Here is a 19,023-nt window from a genome sequence, read left to right on the forward strand (position 1 = left end):
GCGATGCGGGGTGCGCGCGTCTATCTGCTGCTGGCCGGTGCGGCGTTCCGGGCCGAGTTCCAGTACCGGGGGAACCTGTTCATCAACATCATCGGCGGCCTGTTCTACCAGGGCGTCGGGCTGGCGTTCATCTGGGCGGTGCTGGACCGCTTCGGGCAGGTCGGCGGCTGGGGACTGGCGGAGATCGCCTTCCTCTACGGAATCAGGCTCACCGCCCACGGCCTGTGGCTGCTCCCCGGCCACCAGCTGATCCACGTCGACGAGGTCGTCGTCGAGGGCGACTACGACCGCTATCTCGTCCGTCCGGTGCCACCGCTTGTCCAGCTCCTCACCCGCAGGGTCCGGCTGAGCTCGCTCGGCGACCTGGCGGGCGGCGTGGTCCTCCTGTCCATCGCCTCGGCCTCCGCACCGGTCGACTGGTCACCGGGAGCCGTCTGCTTCCTCCTGCTCGCCGTGGCGGGTGGTGCGCTGGTGGAAGGCTCTCTGCAACTGGCCGCCTCCGCGCTGGTCTTCAGGATGAAGCGGGTCTCTCCCATCAAGTTCGCCATCGACATGATCTTCAGCGACTTCGGGAACTACCCGCTGAAGATCTTCGGCCCGGTGGCCGGCTTCGGGCTGACCTTCGTCTTCCCCCTGGCCTTCGTCGCCTATCTGCCGGCGACCGTGCTGATGGACCGGGGGGAGGAACTCGCCGTGCCGGAATGGCTCGCCTGGGGCGCTCCGGCCATCGGCGTCGTGCTCATGTACGCCGCGTACCGCTTCTGGGAGCGGCAGTCCCGCCATTACGAGAGCAGCGGGCACTGAGCCGGACCGGCCCCGCAAACCTCTGGGGAGAACGCGCCCGGAGACCGGGTTCCGGCCGATGCGGAAGGCCGGGCCCGCCCTCACGTCCTACTGCGAGGTGCTGGACCGGATCGGCCCCGGCCTCAGGTACGACCCGAGCGAGCCGACCGAGGCCCTCGCCCCGCTCGTCGGGGAGGAGCGCCGCGTGGCCGCGACCGGCCGCGCGGCCCTTTCCGTTTCCGTGGGCTCCGCCTCCCCCCGTGCGGCGTCGCGCAGCTGGCGGTCGATGCGGCGCTCACGGGCGATGCCGAGGCCCGCGGGGAGGAGGACGAGGGCGAACAGGGCGGTCACGACGAGGTAGTCCAGGAAGAGGTTCATGCCTCTACCTTCGTCCGCCCGGGGGATTCTGGTCAGTGGCAGCACTGCCACACAGCATCAAATTACTGCCACACTGACTCCATGCTGAAAAATGTCGCCGTTCTGCTGCTGGACGATGTCCACCCCTTCGAACTCGGCGTGTTGTGCGAGGTGTTCGGCCTCGACCGCAGCGAAGAGGGCCTTCCGGTGCACGATTTCGCGGTGGTCTCCGCCGAGGGGCCCCACCTGCGCACCCACGCGGGCTTCACCATCAGTACGCCCCATGGCCTGGACCGGCTGGAGGAGGCCGACCTCATCGCTGTCCCCGCGAGCGGCGACGCCATGGCCAGGACGTATCCGGAGGCGGCCTTGTCGGCGCTCCGCCGGGCCGTGGGGCGCGGTGCGCGGGTGCTGAGCGTCTGCTCGGGAGCGTACGTCCTGGGCGCGGCCGGGCTGCTGGACGGCCGCCGCTGCACGACGCACTGGCGGCACGCGGCGGATCTGGCCCGCCGCTACCCGACGGCGATCGTGGAGCCGGACGTGCTGTACGTCGACGAGGGCCCGGTCATCACCTCCGCCGGGACCGCCGCCGGGATCGACGCCTGCCTGCATCTGGTCCGCCAGGAGTACGGGCAGGACGCGGCCAACACCATCGCCCGGCGGATGGTGGTCCCGCCGCACCGGGACGGCGGGCAGGCGCAGTACATCAGCCGCCCGCTGCCCCGGAACGCCTGCGACACGGTCGGCGGGACCCTGGTGTGGATGGAGCAGCACCTCGACCAGGAGATGACGGTGGAGCAGTTGGCCGCGCAGGCGCACATGTCGCCGCGCACCTTCGCCCGGCGGTTCCAGCAGGAGACCGGGACCACCCCGTACCGCTGGCTGCTGCGGCAACGGGTACTGCTGGCCCAGCATCTGCTGGAGACCTCCGACCGCACGATCGACACGATCGCGGGGCAGACGGGCTTCGGTACGGCGGCGACACTGCGACACCAGTTCGTGCGGTCACTGGGCACCACGCCGAACGCCTACCGCCGTACGTTCCGGGGCCCGGCGGCCACGGCCGTGCCCGACGTCGCCTGAGCGCGGCGCGGAAGGGTCAGACGCCGCAACTGGGCGCGGACCAGTGGCGGTTGGGGCCCTGGTTGACGTGCACGTGGTCGTTGTGGCCGACGTAGCCCGGGCCGAGGATCCCGCGGAAGCCGTGGTAGCGGGCCTGCTTGGCCAGCGTGCACAGGGAGTGGGGCGAGGCGCCGAGGTCGACCGCGTCGCCGTACAGGTGACGGCTGTTGCTCGCTCCGCCGACGGCCGAGTTGCAGGGGTAGGAGCGGAATCCGCTGGTGACCCGGATCGACTTGTCACCCAGCGCGTGGCGCAGCGCCTCCAGCTTCCACATGCTGCTCAGCGCGTTGGCCCTGGCCGTGCCCGCCGCGACCGCGCCGCCGGCCCAGGTGCTGTTGCACTTGTTGAGCTCGGGGTACGTGAAGTGGATCGGCGTGCAGTCGGCGTCCTGGAGCGCGTAGAGCTTGGCCTGGGTCGCGGGTCCGGCGATCCCGTCGGCGGCCAGGCCGTAGGCCGCCTGGAACCGCTTGACGGCGGCGGTGGTGGCGGGGCCGTACGAGCCGTCGATGGCGAGCACCGCGTTGTAGCCCGGATATCCGGCCACCCGGATCTGGAGCTGGGTGACGTCGCTGCCGGTGGCACCGGGCCTCAGGGTGCGGGTCCAGGTGTAGCAGCCGTCGGCCTGCGCGGTGCCGGCGGTCAGCGCCACACCACCCAAGGCGAATGCAATGGTCATGACAAATCCGAGCAGAACGCGTGCGGTGCGTTTCAGCACGGGGGCCTCCCTCTGAACGTCACGGTCAATTGAGAGCGAGCCTGGCCCAGTCAGCTACGCGCGTCAACTACCCGTGGGTAAACTGCAGTTAGCTGCCAGGGGGTTCCACGGAACGTGGCGGGGGCCCGGTGCCGGCGAACCGGCACCGGGCCCCCGCCACGGCGTACTCAGCTGTTCGGGACGGTCTCGTAGCGCGGCGTGCCTTCTTCCATCTGCCGCAGTGCGTCCTTGCGCTCCCGCTTGGAGAGCCGGTCGATGTACAGGTATCCGTACAGGTGGTCCGTCTCGTGCTGGAGGCAGCGCGCGAAGTAGCCGGTGCCCTTGACCCGGATCGGGTTGCCCTGGGCGTCCTGGCCGCGCACCACCGCGTAGTCGGGGCGGGCGAGGGAGGCATACGCGGTCGGGACCGAGAGGCAGCCCTCGTTGGAGTCGTCGAGCACCCGCATCTCGGGGGCCAGCTCCTCCAGGACCGGGTTGCAGACGACGCCGGTGTGGCGCTTGCCGTCGTCGTCCGGGCAGTCGTAGACGAAGACCTTCAGGTCCACGCCGATCTGGTTGGCCGCGAGACCGACGCCCTCGGCCGTCTTCTGGCTGGCGAACATGTCGTCGATCAGCTGGGCCAGCTCGTCGTCGAACGCGGTGACGTCCTTGCACTCCTTGTGCAGCACCGGGTTGCCCACGACCGTGATCGGACGCGAGGTGCCGCGCGCACGGTAGGCCGCCTCACGCTCCTCGCAGTCCTCGGTGTCGACGACGAACCCCTCGTCGTCCACGTCGATCCGCCCGTCCGTCTCCTGCTGCGACATGTCCGCCGTACGCCTTCCTGCAAAACCTGGGGAACCGCACCGCGACCGGTGCGCCTACAGCCTACGGGCAGCGGTCAGCAGACTTCTTCGAGATCCCGCCACTCGCGGCTGTCCGGGCTGTCGGCGACCCAGCCGTCCAGCAGCCCGCGCACCAGTCCGGCGGGGGCTGCGAGACCGCACTCGCGCTCCGGCACCCAGAGGTCGCCGGCCCCGGCGGTGCGGTGGCCCAGCGGCCCCGGGTGGCCCGGTTCGCTGTGATCGTGCGGGTCCAGGTGCTCCCCGTCGCCCTCGTCGCTCTCCATCCGGCTCTCCGAACACGCCCGGCACAGCAGGCGCACGGACGAGGACCAGTCCTCGGCGGCGAACCCGGCGTCGGAGGCCAGCTTCTCCAGCGCGTCCCGGTCCTCCTCGGTGGCCGCCTCGAGGAGCACCACCCAGGTCGGCACCGGGGAGGGCGCCCACAGCTCGATCTCGTCGAACACCGGATACGCGGGCCCGGCCGCGGTGACCCGCTCGCCGTTGGGCACCCCGTCGTGCAGGACGACCTCGCCCCAGCGCCGCCCCGAGGACGGCAGCGGGATCGAGAGCACCTCGATCCGGGCCGGGTCGAGCCGGCGGCCCCAGACCACCTCGGCCTCGCCCTCCGGCGAGAGCCGCACGGCCGCGCTGCCCAGCTCCATGCCGGTCGGCTCGGTGGTGGCCGCGCTGTGCTGGCCGCCGCCGGGAACCTTCAGTCCGTACGCCTGCCAGGCCCGCCGCGCCAGCGGCCAGTCCTGCAGCGCGGTGGCCGCGATCCCCACGTTCCACCAGTCCGGGGCGCCCGACTCGCGGTCCAGCAGCGCGACGGCCCGCAGGCCCGCCGCGCGCGCCTGCTCCCAGTCGTGCCGGAACTTGTGCAGCAGCGCCAGATTGAACCAGGACTCCGAGAGCCAGGGCTCCAGATCCGCCGCACGCGTCAGCAGCGCCCCCGCGTCCTCGTACCGGCCGTCGCCGATCAGCGTGAACGCGCGGTCCGTGGCCTGCCGCCAAGAGGCGGACGGGCGATGCCGTACCTTCCCGAAGATCCTCACGATTCCCGCCTGTCCCGACTGGGCACCCTCGTCATCCACTCTGCTTTCGCATCCAACCATGCCCGGCCGGACGCCCGCTCATTACCCATGGGTTACCCAGCTCCGGCCCGGGCCAGACCGCCCCGCGCGAGGACGCGTCCCAGCGCCTCGACCACCTGTGGCTGGTGGTCGTGCCCGGTGCCGAGCCTGAGGTGCTCCAGCGCGCCGAGCGGCCCGCCGACGCCTTCCCCGCACAGGTCGTCGTATGCGTTGACCGTCCTGACGATCCTGGCGGCGAGCGGTTGCTCCCGGTAGGGATCGGCCTGCCGCTCCACCACCGCCGCGACCTCCGGACCGGCCCCGGTACGGCGGACCACCGCCCCGCCGAGGAGGGCGATCCGGCGCTGCTCGGCGGCGGGCAGCAGGGCGGTCGCACCCCCGGCGACCGGGTCGACGAGGGAGAGCTGGCCGGTGTCGTGCATCAGGGCGGCGTGCTCCAGCACGGTCAGCCGGGGCCCGGTCAGCCCCAGCTCCCGGCCCACGGCGGTGGCGAGCGCGGCGACCCGGCGGGCGTGGCCGGGCGGGGTGTACCCGGCGATCTCGGTGGCGCGGGCGAGCGAGGCCATCGTCTGCCGGCAGGTCGTGCGGACGGCTGCGTACCGGCGGGCGGAGACCTGGGTGAGCAGCAGCGGGCCGCACAGCACGGCGGGCGCCCACGGCCCGGCGACCGCGACACCCAGCGCCGTCACGACCCCGGTCACCCCGATCGCGGTGCCGGTCCCGGCGAGCGCGCGCACCTCGTCGGCCAGGAGCGATCCGTACGGGGGCAGGGCGCCGGGCCCCTCCTCGGCACGGGCCGCCGAACGCGCCAGGAGGGCGGCGAGCACGGCGTCGCACAGGGCGGTCAGCGCCAGGACCGCGAGCGGGAACAGCGGGAAGTACGGCCCGTCGCCGAACCAGCGCTCGGCCTGCCCGGAGTCGTACAGAGGCTGGAAGCAGACCGCCGTGAAGCCCACGGTCAGGGTCCGGCGGGCGGCCCGGTCGGCGTCCGTGCGACGGCCCCGCGCTCTGCGCGGCGCGGCGGCGAGCGCCTGCGCGACGACCACCACGGCGATCACCTGGAGCGCCCCGTGCGTGGTCGGCCGCCCGGCGCTCTCCCCGAGCAGGGCGTACGCGAGGGCCCCGGCCGCGGCGAGCGGCGCGGGCTCCCGCTCCCCGGCGGCGGAGTCCCGGCGGATCAGCTCCCCGGCGGCGACGAGGAGCCCGAAGACCAGGGCGAGGCCCGGCTCGGCGAGTCCGTGCACCAGGGTGTGGGCGAGCGCGACGAGGGCGAGGAGCAGGGCGGCCCCGCGCACCGCGAGGACGGCCGGGGCGAGTGGGCCGCTGCCGTACGGGGCCCTCACCGGCGACGGTCCCGGGACGGCCCGGACAGCGGAGCGGCGCTCCGGGCGGGCGGGGCGGGAGGCGTGTCCCGGCGGGCGGCGGGCACCACGCCTCGGGGCTCACGGGCCCCGTGGGGCCCCTGCGGCTCAGGCGTCTTAAGCGATACGAACGGCTCGCGCGGTTCGTCGGCCGTGACGGCGGTGTCGGCCTCGCTCCAGCCGTGCCGGCGCAGGGCGCGGTCCAGCGCCCCCACCATCCGGGGGTCGAATTGGCTGCCCGCGCACCGCTTCAGCTCGGCGAGCGCGGCGTGGACCGGGCGGGCACGGCGGTAGGAGCGGGTGGAGGTCATCGCGTCGAAGGCGTCGGCGACGGCCACGACCCGGGCGAACTCGGGGATGCGCGAGCCGCTCAGCCCGTACGGATAGCCGCTGCCGTCGAGCCGTTCGTGGTGGTGCAGGATCGCGTCGCGGGCCTCGTCCAGGAAGCCGATGCCCCGGACGATCTCGTGCCCGTACTCCGGGTGCAGCTCCATGATCCGCCGTTCCTCGGGGGTGAGCGGCCCGTCCTTGCGCAGCACCCGGGTGGGGACGCCGAGCTTGCCGATGTCGTGCAGGATCCCGGCGAACCGGAGCCCCTCCACCCGGTGGTCGTCCATGCCGAGTTCACGGGCGATCAGAACGGAGGCGCGGCCGACGCGTTCGCTGTGGCCCCGGGTGTAGGTGTCCTTGATGTCGACGGCGTGCACCAGGGCGCGGATGGTGGCGCGGTGGGCGGCCTGTTCGCGGTGGTACTGCGCGAAGACCCAGCAGGAGAGGTACATCGGGAGCAGCACGAGGAGCGCGGAGAGCGGGCCGTACGGGCTCCGCCACAGGACGGCCGTCATCAGCCCGGCGAGCGCGTGCACCACATGCGGACCGAGCGCGAGCGGCAGGATGCTGTACACGCTGCGGTGCACGGGCCTGCGTTCCGCCGCGGCGAGGACGATGCCGTCGAGCGCGGTCAGCACCAGGCTGAAGGCGACCGCTGCGGCGCAGGCGGGCGGCAGGGCGAGAGGGAAGTCCGGGGCCGCTCCCGCACCGCCGAGGGTCGCGGGCCCGTCGAGCGCCGCATACGTCCAGGAGGCGGCGGCGCAGGTGAGGGCGAGCTGCGCGGCCCGCCAGATCCGACGGGCCGCGTACGGCGGTTGCTCCACCCGTCCGGCCAGAGAACCGCTCGCCGCCACCAGCGCGGCGGCCGAAGGCGGCAGCAGGAAGGCGGCGGCGAGGAGGATCGGGAGGAACGCTCCGGCGGCGACCGGTCCGGGGCCTCCGGGCGGCGACCGCCGGCCGGCCGCCTCGCAGCCGAGCCCGAGGGCGGTCAGCAGGGTCGCAGTGCCCCACGGGACCGGGGCGTCGGCGGCGTACGCCGGAAGCGTGCACCAGCCCGCACCGAGGACGGCGGCCAGGACGCAGACCCGCGCCGCCGCCGGTGTGCCGCTCACGGCCCGCACTCGCCCCCCAGCATGGTCGATGGACGCGCCACGCTAGCGAGTTGCGCGGCTCACCGAGCCGCTACGGGTCCGATTAGCACATTCGGGTGACTATTCGGCGGCGGTCGCCGACCGGTCCGTGCCCTGCACGGTCACGTCCTGATCGGGCACGGCCTCGCCGGCCCGGATCAGATCGATCCGGCCCATCACCTTGGAGCGCAGGTCGGTCGGGACGTCGTCCTGTCCGCAGCAGCGCTTGACCAGCTTCTTCACGGCCTGTTCCAGACCGTACTTCTCCAGGCACGGGGAGCACTCCTCGAAGTGCACCTCGAACTTGGTGCAGTCGCCCTCGGGCATCTCCCGGTCGAGAAACTCGTAGAGGTGGTCGAGGACCTCCGAGCAATCCGTCTCGTGCGGCTCTCCGCAGCTCATGAGGCCGAGCCCTTCCGATCGTCCGAGTCACCGGCACCGGCCGCGACGAGCCCGCGCTCACGGGCGTAGTCCTCCAGCATGCCGCGCAGCTGGCGACGGCCGCGGTGCAGCCGGGACATCACCGTACCGATGGGAGTCCCCATGATGTCCGCGATCTCCTTGTAGGCAAAGCCCTCGACATCGGCGAGATACACCGCGATGCGGAACTCCTCGGGGATCGCCTGGAGCGCCGACTTCACGTCGGAGTCGGGGAGATGGTCGAGGGCCTGGGACTCCGCCGAGCGCAGACCGGTCGACATGTGCGACTCGGCCCGGGCCAGCTGCCAGTCCTCGATCTCCTCGGCGGCGCTGCGCTGGGGCTCCCGCTGCTTCTTGCGGTACGAGTTGATGAAGGTGTTGGTGAGGATGCGGTACATCCACGCCTTGAGGTTGGTGCCCTCACGGAACTGGTGGAAGGAGCCGTACGCCTTCGCGTAGGTCTCCTGGACCAGGTCCTCGGCATCGGCGGGGTTGCGCGTCATGCGCAGCGCGGCCGAGTACATCTGGTCGAGAAAGCCGAGCGCGTCCCGCTCGAAGCGCGCGTTGCGCTCGGCGGGCGTCTCGGGTGCGCGGCCGTCGTCGGTCCCTGTGTCGGTCCCAGTGACCGGACCCACCTCCTCCAACGATGTGGCGGAGCCGAAACCGGACCCGCTCGCCTCGGAGAATAGTCGACCTTGCTCGGTGGCGGCCTGTCGATTACCCCCGCCCAGGGGCCGCTCGGAGGTGGTCCTCGCCGCGGGCAGCACGGTCCACTCCAGGTCAGCGGCGTTCGAGCGGCTGGGGCAGATGGTCGAACCCATGCGACGGACTCCCTCTCCACGTACGACGTTGTTGTACCGACGTCCCGAACAACAGCGCCCCGGCGCGGAGCATTCCCGGGGCCGGTGACACGGGTGCGACGGCCGTGCCGACCGGCCGCCGGGGGTCATCCGAGTGATGTGAGCCACCCGGTGACCGCTTCGGTGAGGATGCCCATCGCCTGTTCCTCGGTGAGTCCGGACCGCTTCGGCACCGCGAACCCGTGGTCGCCGTGGGGCACTTCGGCCAGCGTGTACGAGCCGGGCGGGAACTCGTCGGGCCTGCCGAACGGGTCGTTGCCGCCCTGCACCACCAGGGTGGGCACGCCGGTGCCGAGCAGTTCGTCGGCGCGGGACTTCTCCGGCTTGCCCGGCGGGTGCAGCGGAAAGCTGAGCGCGAGGACGGCCGCCGCGCCCAGTTCGGTGGCGGTCCGGCAGGCCACGCGGGCCCCGGCGCTGCGGCCTCCGGCGATGACGGGGAGCCCGGGGGCGGCGAGGGCGGGCCACAGTCCGCGCCAGCCGGTGTCCAGGGTCTTCGGGGCGGGCGCCACCTTCTTGCCGGCCACCCGCCAGGGCTGCTCCACCAGGGCGACGGTGACGCCGTGTCCGGGCAGGGCGGCGGCCAGGGCCTTCAGGTCGCGGGCCTCGATCCCGCCGCCCGCCCCGTGGCTCACGGCGAGGACGCGGCGGGGTGCGGCGGCGGGGACCCAGGTGATCCGGGCCTCACCGGCGTCGGTGGTGACGTTCTGCGTACGTGGTTGACGGCTCACCACGCCATCCTCCCCCGCGCACGCCTCGGAACGGCGCGGACTCCCCCGCGCACGCCTCGGAACGGCGCGGACTCCCCCGCGTACGCCTCGGAACGGCGTGGACTCCCCGTGCGCGCCCAGGAGCGGCGTGGACTCCCCCGCGTACGCCTCAGAACAGCGTCGATTCCTCCGGTGCCGCCAGCTCCTCCAGAAGTTCGGGCCCGTTGTTGCGGACGTTGCTGACGGCGGTGGCGACCGGGTAGGCGCGCATCAGCCCGCCCGGTGGCGGCTCCAGCAGGGCCCGCAGTTCGTCCTCGCCGGTGCGCGAGGGGTCCAGCCAGGCGTCCCAGCGGTCCGGGGTGAGCATCAGCGGCATCCGGGGGTGGATGTCGGCGAGCGCGGCGGGCCCCTCGGCGGGGGCGACGGCCAGCGGTGTGGTCTCCGCCTCGGTGGTGATCACCGAACACGTCACCCACCAGGCGCTCTCATGGTCGCCGGGCAGGGTCGTATCGCGCCAGAACTCGTACAGTCCGGCCATCGCGAAGACGGAACCGTCGGCGGGGGTGACGAAGTACGGCTGCTTGCGGGGGCGTTTCTTGCCCTTCTTCTCCTCCAGCTGCCGTTCCTCCGCGCCGGTGACCCACTCGTAGTAGCCGTCGGCGGGCAGGATGCAGCGGCGCTGGGCGAAGGCACGGCGGAAGGAGGGCTTCTCGTGCACGGTCTCCGCGCGGGCGTTGATCATCCGGGCGGCGCCGTCGGGAGTCTTGGACCAGGACGGCACGAGTCCCCATTTCAGGGCGCGCAGCTGGCGAACCGGACGCCGGTCGTCCGCGTCTTTCACAGGACGCTCCAGAACCGCGTAGACCTCTTTGGTCGGCGCCACGTTCCAGTCCGGCTCCAGGGTCTCGGTGGGCTCCCACTTCTCGACGCCGAAGAGGCCGGTCAGGTCCTCGGGCTTCCGACTCGCTGCATACCGTCCGCACATAAGTGCCAGACTGCCACGACCGCCCGCCCCGACCGCAAGGAGTCGCCCGGCCGATGAACAGCACCGAATTGGGCGATCTGTGGGATCGCGTGACCGGCACCCAACCCGCCCCCGAGCAGTGGCTGGTGGTGGTGACGGCGACGCTCGCCCTCATCGCGGTCGTACCGAATCCGCTGTGGCGGCTCGCCCGCAACACGATCACCATCGCCCACGAGGGCGGCCACGGGCTGGTGGCCCTGCTCACCGGACGGCAGCTCTCCGGCATCCGGCTGCACTCGGACACCAGCGGGCTGACCGTGAGCCGCGGCAAGCCGACGGGGATCGGCATGATCCTCACGGCGGCGGCGGGCTACACGGCCCCGTCCCTGCTGGGCCTGGGCGGCGCCTGGCTGCTGACGAACGGCAGGATCACCCTCCTGCTGTGGGTGGCGACGGCTCTGCTCGCGGTGATGCTGGTGATGATCCGCAATGTGTACGGGGCCCTCACCGTCATCCTGACCGGCACCACCTTCCTGCTGGTGTCCTGGCTGGCCTCCTTTGACGTGCAGTCGGCGTTCGCATACGTGGTGGTGTGGTTCCTGCTGCTGGGCGGGGTGCGGCCGCCGTTCGAGCTCCAGTCCAAGCGGCGGCACGGCGGCGCCCCGGACTCCGACGCGGACCAGCTGGCCCGGCTCACGCACGCCCCGGCGGTGCTGTGGCTGTTCCTCTTCCACGCGGTGTCGCTGTGCTCGCTGATCGGCGGCGGCCGGTGGCTGCTGGGCTGGTGAGGCCGGGTCGGCCGCTCCGGTCCGTACCACTCCCTGGTTACGGGACGGTTTCCGCCCTTTTGGACCGGATCCGGGTCGGCGTGGAGCCACTAAAGTAAAGGCCATGACCGAGAGTTCCGTGCAGCCCGCCCTCTGGCCCGCCCCCCACGCGAGCGGGGCCGTCGACGCCACCGTCACCGTGCCCGGATCGAAATCGGTCACCAACCGCGCGCTCGTGCTGGCCTCCCTTGCCGCCGAGCCGGGCTGGCTGCGCCGCCCGTTGCGCTCCCGCGACACCCTGCTCATGGCCGAGGCGCTGCGTGCCATGGGCGTCGGCATCGAGGAGACCATCTCCTCCTCGTCCGCGAGCAGCCCCTCCGCCGCCGCCTCCCCGGACAGCTCGGGCGAGGCCTGGCGGGTCATCCCGGCGGGGCTGCACGGCCCGGCCACGGTCGACGTCGGCAACGCGGGCACGGTCATGCGCTTCCTGCCGCCCGTCGCCACGCTCGCCGACGGCCCGATCCGCTTCGACGGCGACCCCCGCTCCTACGAGCGCCCGCTGACCGGGGTGATCGAGGGCCTGCGGGCGCTCGGCGCGCGGATCGACGACGACGGGCGCGGCGCGCTGCCGCTGACCGTGCACGGCGGCGGGGCGCTGGAGGGCGGCCCGGTCTCGATCGACGCCTCGTCGTCCTCGCAGTTCGTCTCGGCGCTGCTGCTGTCGGGGCCCCGGTTCAACCAGGGCGTGGAGGTCCGGCACACCGGGGCCGTGCTCCCCTCGATGCCGCACATCCGGATGACGGTCGACATGCTGCGGGCCGTCGGCGCCCAGGTGGACGAGCCGGAGACGGGCGGTGAGCCCAACGTGTGGCGGGTCTCCCCCTCCGCCCTGCTCGGCCGGGACCTGACGATCGAGCCGGATCTGTCCAACGCCCAGCCGTTCCTGGCGGCGGCCCTGGTGACCGGCGGCCGGGTCACGATCCCGGACTGGCCCGAGCGCACCACCCAGCCGGGTGACGCGCTGCGCGAGATCTTCACCGCGATGGGTGGCTCCTGCGAGCTGACCGAGCGCGGACTGACCTTCACGGGTACGGGCCGGATCCACGGCATCGACGTGGACCTGGGCGAGGTCGGTGAGCTGACCCCGGGCATCGCGGCGGTCGCCGCCCTGGCCGACTCCCCCTCCACGCTGAGCGGCGTCGCGCATCTGCGGCTGCACGAGACGGACCGGCTGGCCGCGCTGACCAAGGAGATCAACGAGCTGGGCGGCGATGTCACCGAGACGGCCGACGGACTGCACATCCGCCCGCGCCCGCTGCACGGCGGCGTCTTCCACACATACGACGACCACCGCATGGCCACGGCCGGGGCGGTCATCGGCCTGGCGGTGAAGGGCGTGGAGATCGAGAACGTGGGGACGACCGCCAAGACGCTGCCGGACTTCCCGGACATGTGGACCGGGATGCTCGGGATCTAGATCATGCGCCGCTACGGGAAGAACCCCGACGAGGACGACATCCGCGTCCGCCCCAACCGCAAGGGCAACCGGCCGCGTACGCACATCCGGCCCAAGCACGAGGACGCCGAGGACGGCATGGTCCTCACCGTCGACCGGGGACGGCTCACCTGCCTCGTCGACGGCCGGACCGTGGTCGCGATGAAGGCTCGCGAACTGGGGCGCAAGGCCGCCGTGGTGGGCGACACCGTCTCCATCGTCGGCGACCTCTCCGGCGAGAAGGACACCCTGGCCCGGATCGTGCGGATCGCCCCGCGCCGTACGGTGCTGCGCCGCACGGCCGACGACGACGATCCGTACGAGCGCGTGGTGGTCGCCAACGCCGACCAGCTGGCGATCGTCACCGCGCTGGCCGACCCGGAGCCCCGCCCGCGCATGATCGACCGCTGTCTGGTGGCGGCGTACGACGGCGGGCTCACCCCGCTCCTCGTGCTGACCAAGTCCGACCTGGCGTCGCCGGACAAGCTGCTGGAGGCGTACACGCCGCTCGGCGTCCCGTACATCGTGACCAGCCGCGAGGAGCTGGAGAACGGGGACGCGGCAGAGCGGGTGCGCGAGCTGCTGGACGGCAAGGTCACCGCCTTCGTCGGGCACTCCGGGGTCGGCAAGACGACGCTGGTCAACGCCCTGGTCCCGGAGGACCGGCGGCGGACCACGGGCATCGTCAACGCGGTCACCGGCCGGGGCCGGCACACCACCACCTCGGCCCTCGCGCTGCCGCTGCCCGGCGACCGGGGCTGGGTGGTCGACACCCCGGGCGTGCGCTCCTTCGGGCTGCACCACGTCGACCCGTCGCGTGTCATCCACGCCTTCCCGGACCTGGAGCCGGGCACCGAGAACTGCCCGCGCGGCTGCACCCACGACGGGAACCAGCCCGAGTGCGCGCTGGACGCCTGGGTCACCGAGGGGCACGCCGACCCGGCCCGCCTGGACTCGCTGCGCCGGCTGCTCGCCACCCGCGAGCGGCGCGAGGGCGACTGACGGCGCCAAGACCTCTTGTACGGATCGTTCCGGCGGGAATCAGCCGCGTCGCCCCGGGCATGTTTGCGAGCTTCAACGACCGGTAAAGGCATAATCGCACCGAGTGAGCGGTGCCTGACGCCGCCCACCGGTCCGTTCCCGAACCGGAGCCGGTCACCTACGCGGGAGGCAACTGACGATGGCGTGGCTGCTGGTCGTGGTCGCGGGACTGCTGGAGACCGGCTTCGCCGTGTGTCTGAAGCTCTCCCACGGATTCACCCGGCTCTGGCCGACGATCGCCTTCGCCGCTTTCGCGCTCGGCAGCTTCGGTCTGCTGACCCTGGCGCTGAAGAAGCTGGACGTCGGACCGGCCTACGCGGTGTGGACCGGGATCGGGGCCGCCGGGACCGCGATCTACGGCATGGTCTTCCTCGGCGACGTGGTCTCCACCCTGAAGCTGGTGTCGATCTCCCTGGTGATCATCGGAGTGATCGGCCTCCAGCTGTCCGGCTCGGCCCACTGAGCGCCGCTGTCCGGCTCGGCCCACTGAGCGCCGCTGTCCGGTTCGGCCCACTGAGCCCCGCTACACCCTCTCCCGTACCACCGGCCTCGTCGCCTCCCGGAGGAGGCGGAGCGCGCGGCTGTCCGTCGCGTCGTCGCCCGGCACCGGCGCGATGACACAGGACAGCGCGAGGCGCAGGACGATCTCGCAGCGCCCGGCGGTGACCCCGGGCGACGCCGCCGCCGTCCGGTCCCGTACCAGCGCGAGCAGCTCCTCGGGGCGCGGCGGCGGCATCCCGCCCGGGCGGCCCCGGGAGCCCGGCCGCCGGTCCGGCCGGGGCAGCCCCTCCACCCAGTGCCCGGTGAGCAGCGCCCTGACCAGCGCGTCCTGACGGGCGGCCCGGAGGGTCCAGAGCGCGACGGCGGCCGGACGGTCGGGCACGGGGGCGGTCAGAGCCCGGTCGACCCCGGCGAGATAGCCGTCGGCGGCGCGCCGCAGGAGCGCCTCGGCCAGTCCGTTCCTGGTACCGAACTCGTTGTAGAGCGTCTGGCGCGAGACATCGGCCAGGGCGGCGACGTCGACCATGCGCACGGCGTGCCAGGGGCGGCCGGCCAGGGCCCGGAGGGCGGCGTCCAGCAGGGCCTCTCGCGCTGTCGGCATCGTCACCCCCCGCCCCGGGATCCTGCGTTCAGCGTTGAGGCGCTCCCGGGTGCTGTCAAGGGTTCCGGGCGACAGGGGCGCTGTAGCCCGCGTCCGGCGGCGCTGGATACTGTGGCGGCATGCCCGACTACCACGATGATCTGCGCCTCGCCCACGTACTGGCGGACGCCGCCGACGCCGCGACGATGGACCGGTTCAAGGCTCTCGACCTGAAGGTGGAGACCAAGCCGGACATGACGCCGGTGAGCGAGGCCGACAAGGCCGCCGAGGAGCTGATCCGGGGCCATCTGCATCGGGCCCGCCCGCGGGACGCGATCCTGGGCGAGGAGTACGGGGTCGAGGGCTCCGGTCCGCGGCGCTGGGTGATCGACCCGATCGACGGCACCAAGAACTATGTGCGCGGTGTGCCGGTGTGGGCGACGCTGATCGCGCTGATGGAGGCGGGCGAGGAGGGCTTCCGGCCGGTGGTGGGCGTGGTCTCCGCGCCCGCGCTGAACCGGCGCTGGTGGGCGGCGAAGGGCGCGGGCGCGTTCACCGGCCGCAGCCTCACCTCGGCGACCCGGATGCACGTGTCGAAGGTGGGGCGGATCGCCGACGCCTCGTTCGCGTTCTCGTCCCTGGCGGGCTGGGAGGCGCAGAGCCGCCTCGACGGTCTCCTGGACCTCACCCGGGCCTGCTGGCGGACGCGGGGGTACGGGGACTTCTGGCCGTACATGATGGTCGCCGAGGGTTCCGTGGACATCTGCGCGGAGCCCGAGCTCTCGCTGTGGGACATGGCGGCGCCCGCGATCGTCGTCCAGGAGGCGGGCGGCCGGTACACCTCGCTGGACGGGGAGGACGGTCCGGGCGGCGGAAACGCGGCGGCCTCGAACGGCCTCCTCCACGACGAGCTGCTGGGCTATCTCAACCAGCGCTACTGAAACCGGGCCGGGCCGGCCCCGCTGGGCCGTGCCCGGTCAGCGGCGCCGAGCCGTGCCGCCCCGGCGGTGCCCGCCGTCGTGCGCGTGCTCGCGCACTCCCCCGGCGCGCGCCCGCCCACCCCTTGTCGACCCGCCCCAAGGGTGCAACTCTGAGAGTCCCCCCACTTGTGAACTTGTGAATCGACTCACAGAGTCGGCTCATCGAGGAGGTGGCTCGTTTCATGCTCGTCCGTGACGCCATGACCACGGTGGTCCTCACCATCGGCCCCACCCATACGCTCCGCCAGGCGGCCCGGCTGATGTCGGCCCGCCGCATCGGGGCAGCTGTCGTCCACGACCCGGACACCTGCGGGCTCGGCATCATCACCGAGCGCGACATCCTCGACGCGGTCGGATCGGGGCTGGACCCCGACCGGGAGACCGCGTCCGCCCACACCACCACCGACGTGGTGTTCGCCGCCCCGGCCTGGACGCTGGAGGAGGCCGCGGAAGCCATGACGCACGGAGGGTTCCGGCACCTGATCGTGCTGGACGGCGACGGCCCGGTGGGCGTCGTGTCGGTGCGCGACATCATCCGCTGCTGGGCGCCCGCCCGCCGTCGTCAGCCCGCGGCGGCGGCCGGCTGACCGCCGCCGGGGCCGGAGGACCGGAACGGCCGGTGGGCCGGACCCCCGCGAGGGGATCCGGCCCACCGTCGACGACAAGCGTCCGGTCAGCCGCGAAGGGCCTGGACCGCGGCCTCCAGCCGCTTGCCGAAGTCGCCGTCCGCCTGGCGGAAGTTGTTGATCGCGCGTTCGGCGATGTCGTCGCGCGAGACCTTGGCGATGAACCCGGCGAGGTTCTCGATCAGGCGGCCCTTTTCGTCCTGAGACATCAGCCGGTAGAGGTCGCCCGCCTGGACGAAGTCGTTGTCCTCGGCGTGGCCGGGCGCCTCGGTGTTGCCGGTGGCGCCGGTGACCGGAAGCGGCTGCCACAGCGGCCGGTCCGTCTGGGCGGGGCCGCCGAAGCTGTTGGGCTCGTAGTTCTTGGCGCCCTTGTGACGGCCGTCGTAGAGGTAGCCGTCCCGGCTGTTGGTGCGCGCCTCGGTGGCGTGCGGGCGGTTCACCGGCAGGTGGTCGGCGTTGATGCCGACGCGGTAGCGGTGGGCGTCGCCGTACGCGAAGAGGCGGCCCTGGAGCATCTTGTCCGGGGACGGGCCGATGCCCGGCACGAAGTGCGCGGGGCTGAAGATCGACTGCTCGACCTCGGCGAAGATGTTCTCCGGGTTGCGGTTGAGCTCCAGCTTGCCGATCTCGATCGGCGGGTAGTCCGCGTGCGGCCACACCTTGGTCAGGTCGAACGGGTTGAAGCGGTACGTCGCCGCGTCCGCCGCGGGCATGATCTGGACCTGCACGGTCCAGGACGGGAAGTCGCCGCGCTCGATCGCCTCGCGCAGATCGCGCTGGTGGCTGTCGGGGTCCTCACCGGCGAGCTTGTTGGCCTCGTCCTGGGTGAGGTTCTTGATGCCCTGGTCGGTCTTGAAGTGGTACTTGACCCAGAAGACCTCGCCGGCCTCGTTGTTCCACTGGTAGGTGTGTGAGCCGTACCCGTTCATGTGGCGCAGCGTGGCCGGGATGCCTCGGTCGCCGAAGAGCCAGGTCACCTGGTGCGTCGACTCGGGCGACAGGCCCCAGAAGTCCCAGACGTTGTCCGCCTCCTGCGATCCGGTGTACGGGTCGCGCTTCTGGGTGTGGATGAAGTCGGGGAACTTGATGGCGTCCTTGATGAAGAACACCGGCGTGTTGTTGCCGACGAGGTCGTAGTTGCCCTCCTCGGTGTAGAACTTCAGCGCGAAACCGCGGGGGTCGCGCACGGCGTCGGCGGAGCCGAGGTTGCCCGCGACGGTCGAGAAGCGCAGGAAGGTCTCGGTCTGCTTGCCGACCTCGGAGAGGAACTTCGCCCGGGTCCACTGCGAGACGTCGCGGGTCAGCGTGAAGGTGCCGTACGCGCCGGCGCCGCGGGCGTGCACGACGCGCTCCGGGACGCGCTCGCGGTTGAAGTGGGCGAGCTTCTCCAGAAGCGCCTGGTCCTGGACGAGAACGGGACCGCTGGGGCCCGCGGTCTCACTGTTCTGGTTGTCGGCGACCGGCGCGCCGGCCTCCGTCGTCAGCGGTCCCTGCGTCACGTGCGCCTCCTGCGTCGTATCCCTGCACAGCGGTCAAATCCTGTACAGCCCTGTCCCTTGGCCAATGCCGTTCCCGATCCTACAATGGACAATGTCTAAGTCAAGTGAGCATCCAAAGTCACACCCGATCGGGACTCGATCCCTCCACTGTTAGGCTGGGCTGCATGAGCGACCTGCTGGAACGACTTCGCGGACGCGGCTGGCGCATGACGGCGCAGCGGCGTGTCGTGGCCGAGGTCCTCGACGGGGACCACGTACACCTGACGGCGGACGAGGTCCACGCGAGGGCCGTTTCCCGACTGCCCGAGATCTCGCGCGCCACCGTCTACAACACCCTCGGCGAGATGGTGTCCCTCGGCGAGGTGCTGGAGGTCTCCACCGACCGCCGGGCCAAGCGCTACGACCCGAACGCGCACCGCCCCCACCACCACCTGGTGTGCGCGCGGTGCGGCGCGATCCGGGACGTCCACCCGGCGGGCAACCCGCTGGCGGACCTGCCGGCGGACGAGCGCTACGGCTTCACGGTCTCCGACGTCGAGGTGACGTACCGCGGCATCTGCCCGACCTGCGCCGCCACCGCCTGAGCCGGTCGCCCAGCGAACACTTCCGGGGCCCGCCTGTCACGACAGGCGGGCCCCAGCTCTTGTGTTGCGGATCGGCTCGTTGCCGCACGCCCGGACATGAGGAAGGCCCGGACATGACGAAGGCCCGGATCTCGATGAGATCCGGGCCTTCGTCTTCAGTAGCGGGGACAGGATTTGAACCTGCGACCTCTGGGTTATGAGCCCAGCGAGCTACCGAGCTGCTCCACCCCGCGTCGGTGAATGCAACATTACGTCAGCGGGTCGGGCAGCGCAAATTCATTCACGC

20 protein-coding genes, 1 tRNA gene and 1 pseudogene are annotated in these 19,023 nt (G+C 72.2%); 9 read left to right on the forward strand and 13 right to left on the reverse strand.

The features are described from left to right. Positions 1 to 3 precede the first annotated feature (3 nt). Positions 4 to 804 (forward strand): ABC transporter permease, encoded by an 801-nt coding sequence (locus IE145_RS00200; RefSeq protein ID WP_189517671.1) that lies wholly within the window; start codon positions 4 to 6, stop codon positions 802 to 804. Positions 805 to 957: 153 nt separating this feature from the next. Here the strand turns inward: IE145_RS00200 and IE145_RS00205 are convergent. Beyond that, positions 958 to 1,161: pseudogene (locus IE145_RS00205) on the reverse strand (hypothetical protein); the annotation flags it as partial. Between the two features lie 81 nt (positions 1,162 to 1,242). Between IE145_RS00205 and IE145_RS00210 the strand changes: the two are divergent. Then, positions 1,243 to 2,223, forward strand: a complete 981-nt coding sequence (locus tag IE145_RS00210; RefSeq protein WP_189517674.1) for a GlxA family transcriptional regulator — start codon at positions 1,243 to 1,245, stop codon at positions 2,221 to 2,223. Positions 2,224 to 2,239: 16 nt separating this feature from the next. On the opposite strand, the gene IE145_RS00215 is transcribed toward IE145_RS00210, so the two are convergent. The 9 genes from IE145_RS00215 to IE145_RS00255 all read right to left on the reverse strand — a co-directional run bounded on the left by IE145_RS00215 (position 2,240) and on the right by IE145_RS00255 (position 10,685). Continuing rightward, positions 2,240 to 2,977: a D-Ala-D-Ala carboxypeptidase family metallohydrolase gene (locus tag IE145_RS00215; protein WP_189517677.1), complete on the reverse strand. Its 738-nt coding sequence runs from the start codon at positions 2,975 to 2,977 to the stop codon at positions 2,240 to 2,242. 167 nt (positions 2,978 to 3,144) lie between these two features. After that, positions 3,145 to 3,783: a peptide deformylase gene (gene def, locus IE145_RS00220; RefSeq protein ID WP_075264312.1), complete on the reverse strand. Its 639-nt coding sequence runs from the start codon at positions 3,781 to 3,783 to the stop codon at positions 3,145 to 3,147. Between the two features lie 74 nt (positions 3,784 to 3,857). Then, the gene (locus tag IE145_RS00225) at positions 3,858 to 4,853 is read right to left on the reverse strand and encodes a tetratricopeptide repeat protein (protein ID WP_006127468.1); all 996 of its coding nucleotides are present in this window, start codon (positions 4,851 to 4,853) and stop codon (positions 3,858 to 3,860) included. 92 nt (positions 4,854 to 4,945) lie between these two features. Beyond that, positions 4,946 to 6,235: an HD-GYP domain-containing protein gene (locus IE145_RS00230; protein ID WP_189517680.1), complete on the reverse strand. Its 1,290-nt coding sequence runs from the start codon at positions 6,233 to 6,235 to the stop codon at positions 4,946 to 4,948. Then, the gene (locus IE145_RS00235) at positions 6,232 to 7,695 is read right to left on the reverse strand and encodes an HD-GYP domain-containing protein (protein WP_189517683.1); all 1,464 of its coding nucleotides are present in this window, start codon (positions 7,693 to 7,695) and stop codon (positions 6,232 to 6,234) included. The genes IE145_RS00230 and IE145_RS00235 overlap by 4 nt, the downstream gene beginning before the upstream one ends. Before the next feature lie 99 nt (positions 7,696 to 7,794). Continuing rightward, the gene (gene rsrA / locus IE145_RS00240) at positions 7,795 to 8,115 is read right to left on the reverse strand and encodes a mycothiol system anti-sigma-R factor (RefSeq protein ID WP_189517686.1); all 321 of its coding nucleotides are present in this window, start codon (positions 8,113 to 8,115) and stop codon (positions 7,795 to 7,797) included. Then, positions 8,112 to 8,768, reverse strand: coding sequence for a sigma-70 family RNA polymerase sigma factor (locus IE145_RS00245; protein WP_010061546.1), 657 nt, complete (start codon positions 8,766 to 8,768; stop codon positions 8,112 to 8,114). The genes rsrA and IE145_RS00245 overlap by 4 nt, the downstream gene beginning before the upstream one ends. 311 nt (positions 8,769 to 9,079) lie before the next feature. Continuing rightward, the gene (locus tag IE145_RS00250) at positions 9,080 to 9,721 is read right to left on the reverse strand and encodes an alpha/beta hydrolase family protein (protein ID WP_189517689.1); all 642 of its coding nucleotides are present in this window, start codon (positions 9,719 to 9,721) and stop codon (positions 9,080 to 9,082) included. A 148-nt stretch (positions 9,722 to 9,869) separates the two neighbouring features. Next, entirely contained in the window at positions 9,870 to 10,685 is an 816-nt protein-coding gene (locus IE145_RS00255; protein WP_189517692.1) for an SOS response-associated peptidase, read from the reverse strand. 53 nt (positions 10,686 to 10,738) lie between these two features. Here IE145_RS00255 and IE145_RS00260 point away from each other — a divergent pair, with 53 nt between their 5' ends. From IE145_RS00260 to IE145_RS00275, 4 genes are all read left to right on the forward strand, one after another. Continuing rightward, positions 10,739 to 11,452, forward strand: coding sequence for a M50 family metallopeptidase (locus IE145_RS00260; RefSeq protein ID WP_189517695.1), 714 nt, complete (start codon positions 10,739 to 10,741; stop codon positions 11,450 to 11,452). Positions 11,453 to 11,555: 103 nt separating this feature from the next. Then, positions 11,556 to 12,908: a 3-phosphoshikimate 1-carboxyvinyltransferase gene (gene aroA / locus IE145_RS00265; protein ID WP_189517698.1), complete on the forward strand. Its 1,353-nt coding sequence runs from the start codon at positions 11,556 to 11,558 to the stop codon at positions 12,906 to 12,908. Positions 12,909 to 12,911: 3 nt separating this feature from the next. Next, positions 12,912 to 13,928 carry a ribosome small subunit-dependent GTPase A gene (gene rsgA, locus IE145_RS00270; RefSeq protein WP_189517702.1) on the forward strand — a complete coding sequence of 339 codons (1,017 nt, stop codon included), beginning with the start codon at positions 12,912 to 12,914 and terminating at the stop codon, positions 13,926 to 13,928. 178 nt (positions 13,929 to 14,106) lie between these two features. Continuing rightward, positions 14,107 to 14,430 (forward strand): DMT family transporter, encoded by a 324-nt coding sequence (locus tag IE145_RS00275; RefSeq protein WP_069737525.1) that lies wholly within the window; start codon positions 14,107 to 14,109, stop codon positions 14,428 to 14,430. Between the two features lie 60 nt (positions 14,431 to 14,490). On the opposite strand, the gene IE145_RS00280 is transcribed toward IE145_RS00275, so the two are convergent. Beyond that, entirely contained in the window at positions 14,491 to 15,069 is a 579-nt protein-coding gene (locus IE145_RS00280; protein ID WP_189517704.1) for a TetR/AcrR family transcriptional regulator, read from the reverse strand. A 119-nt stretch (positions 15,070 to 15,188) separates the two neighbouring features. Between IE145_RS00280 and hisN the strand changes: the two genes are divergently transcribed. Both hisN and IE145_RS00290 read left to right on the forward strand, forming a co-directional pair. Beyond that, on the forward strand, positions 15,189 to 15,989 hold the full coding sequence (gene hisN, locus IE145_RS00285; RefSeq protein WP_069737523.1) for a histidinol-phosphatase: 801 nt from the start codon (positions 15,189 to 15,191) through the stop codon (positions 15,987 to 15,989). A gap of 221 nt (positions 15,990 to 16,210) precedes the next feature. Next, positions 16,211 to 16,615 carry a CBS domain-containing protein gene (locus IE145_RS00290; protein WP_189517705.1) on the forward strand — a complete coding sequence of 135 codons (405 nt, stop codon included), beginning with the start codon at positions 16,211 to 16,213 and terminating at the stop codon, positions 16,613 to 16,615. Between the two features lie 86 nt (positions 16,616 to 16,701). Here the strand turns inward: IE145_RS00290 and IE145_RS00295 are convergent, their stop codons facing one another. Next, a complete protein-coding gene (locus tag IE145_RS00295; RefSeq protein WP_189517706.1) occupies positions 16,702 to 18,153 on the reverse strand; it encodes a catalase in 1,452 nt (483 codons plus the stop codon). Between the two features lie 164 nt (positions 18,154 to 18,317). Here IE145_RS00295 and IE145_RS00300 point away from each other — a divergent pair, with 164 nt between their 5' ends. Then, positions 18,318 to 18,737: a Fur family transcriptional regulator gene (locus IE145_RS00300; RefSeq protein WP_006127442.1), complete on the forward strand. Its 420-nt coding sequence runs from the start codon at positions 18,318 to 18,320 to the stop codon at positions 18,735 to 18,737. A gap of 159 nt (positions 18,738 to 18,896) precedes the next feature. On the opposite strand, the gene IE145_RS00305 is transcribed toward IE145_RS00300, so the two are convergent. Beyond that, positions 18,897 to 18,970 (reverse strand) — tRNA-Met (locus IE145_RS00305). Between the last annotated feature and the right edge of the window lie 53 nt (positions 18,971 to 19,023).

The organism is Streptomyces sindenensis (assembly GCF_014649035.1).
GTDB classification, from domain to species: domain Bacteria; phylum Actinomycetota; class Actinomycetes; order Streptomycetales; family Streptomycetaceae; genus Streptomyces; species Streptomyces sindenensis.

Excerpts from the sequence above, each read along its gene's own strand:
- IE145_RS00200 (WP_189517671.1), top strand. The coding sequence starts at position 4 with ATGCGGGGTGCGCGCGTCTATCTGCTGCTGGCCGGTGCGGCGTTCCGG.
- IE145_RS00210 (WP_189517674.1), top strand. The coding sequence starts at position 1,243 with ATGCTGAAAAATGTCGCCGTTCTGCTGCTGGACGATGTCCACCCCTTC.
- def (WP_075264312.1), bottom strand. The coding sequence starts at position 3,783 with ATGTCGCAGCAGGAGACGGACGGGCGGATCGACGTGGACGACGAGGGG.
- rsrA (WP_189517686.1), bottom strand. The coding sequence starts at position 8,115 with ATGAGCTGCGGAGAGCCGCACGAGACGGATTGCTCGGAGGTCCTCGAC.
- IE145_RS00255 (WP_189517692.1), bottom strand. The coding sequence starts at position 10,685 with ATGTGCGGACGGTATGCAGCGAGTCGGAAGCCCGAGGACCTGACCGGC.
- IE145_RS00260 (WP_189517695.1), top strand. The coding sequence starts at position 10,739 with ATGAACAGCACCGAATTGGGCGATCTGTGGGATCGCGTGACCGGCACC.
- aroA (WP_189517698.1), top strand. The coding sequence starts at position 11,556 with ATGACCGAGAGTTCCGTGCAGCCCGCCCTCTGGCCCGCCCCCCACGCG.
- rsgA (WP_189517702.1), top strand. The coding sequence starts at position 12,912 with ATGCGCCGCTACGGGAAGAACCCCGACGAGGACGACATCCGCGTCCGC.
- IE145_RS00275 (WP_069737525.1), top strand. The coding sequence starts at position 14,107 with ATGGCGTGGCTGCTGGTCGTGGTCGCGGGACTGCTGGAGACCGGCTTC.
- IE145_RS00280 (WP_189517704.1), bottom strand. The coding sequence starts at position 15,069 with ATGCCGACAGCGCGAGAGGCCCTGCTGGACGCCGCCCTCCGGGCCCTG.
- hisN (WP_069737523.1), top strand. The coding sequence starts at position 15,189 with ATGCCCGACTACCACGATGATCTGCGCCTCGCCCACGTACTGGCGGAC.
- IE145_RS00290 (WP_189517705.1), top strand. The coding sequence starts at position 16,211 with ATGCTCGTCCGTGACGCCATGACCACGGTGGTCCTCACCATCGGCCCC.
- IE145_RS00300 (WP_006127442.1), top strand. The coding sequence starts at position 18,318 with ATGAGCGACCTGCTGGAACGACTTCGCGGACGCGGCTGGCGCATGACG.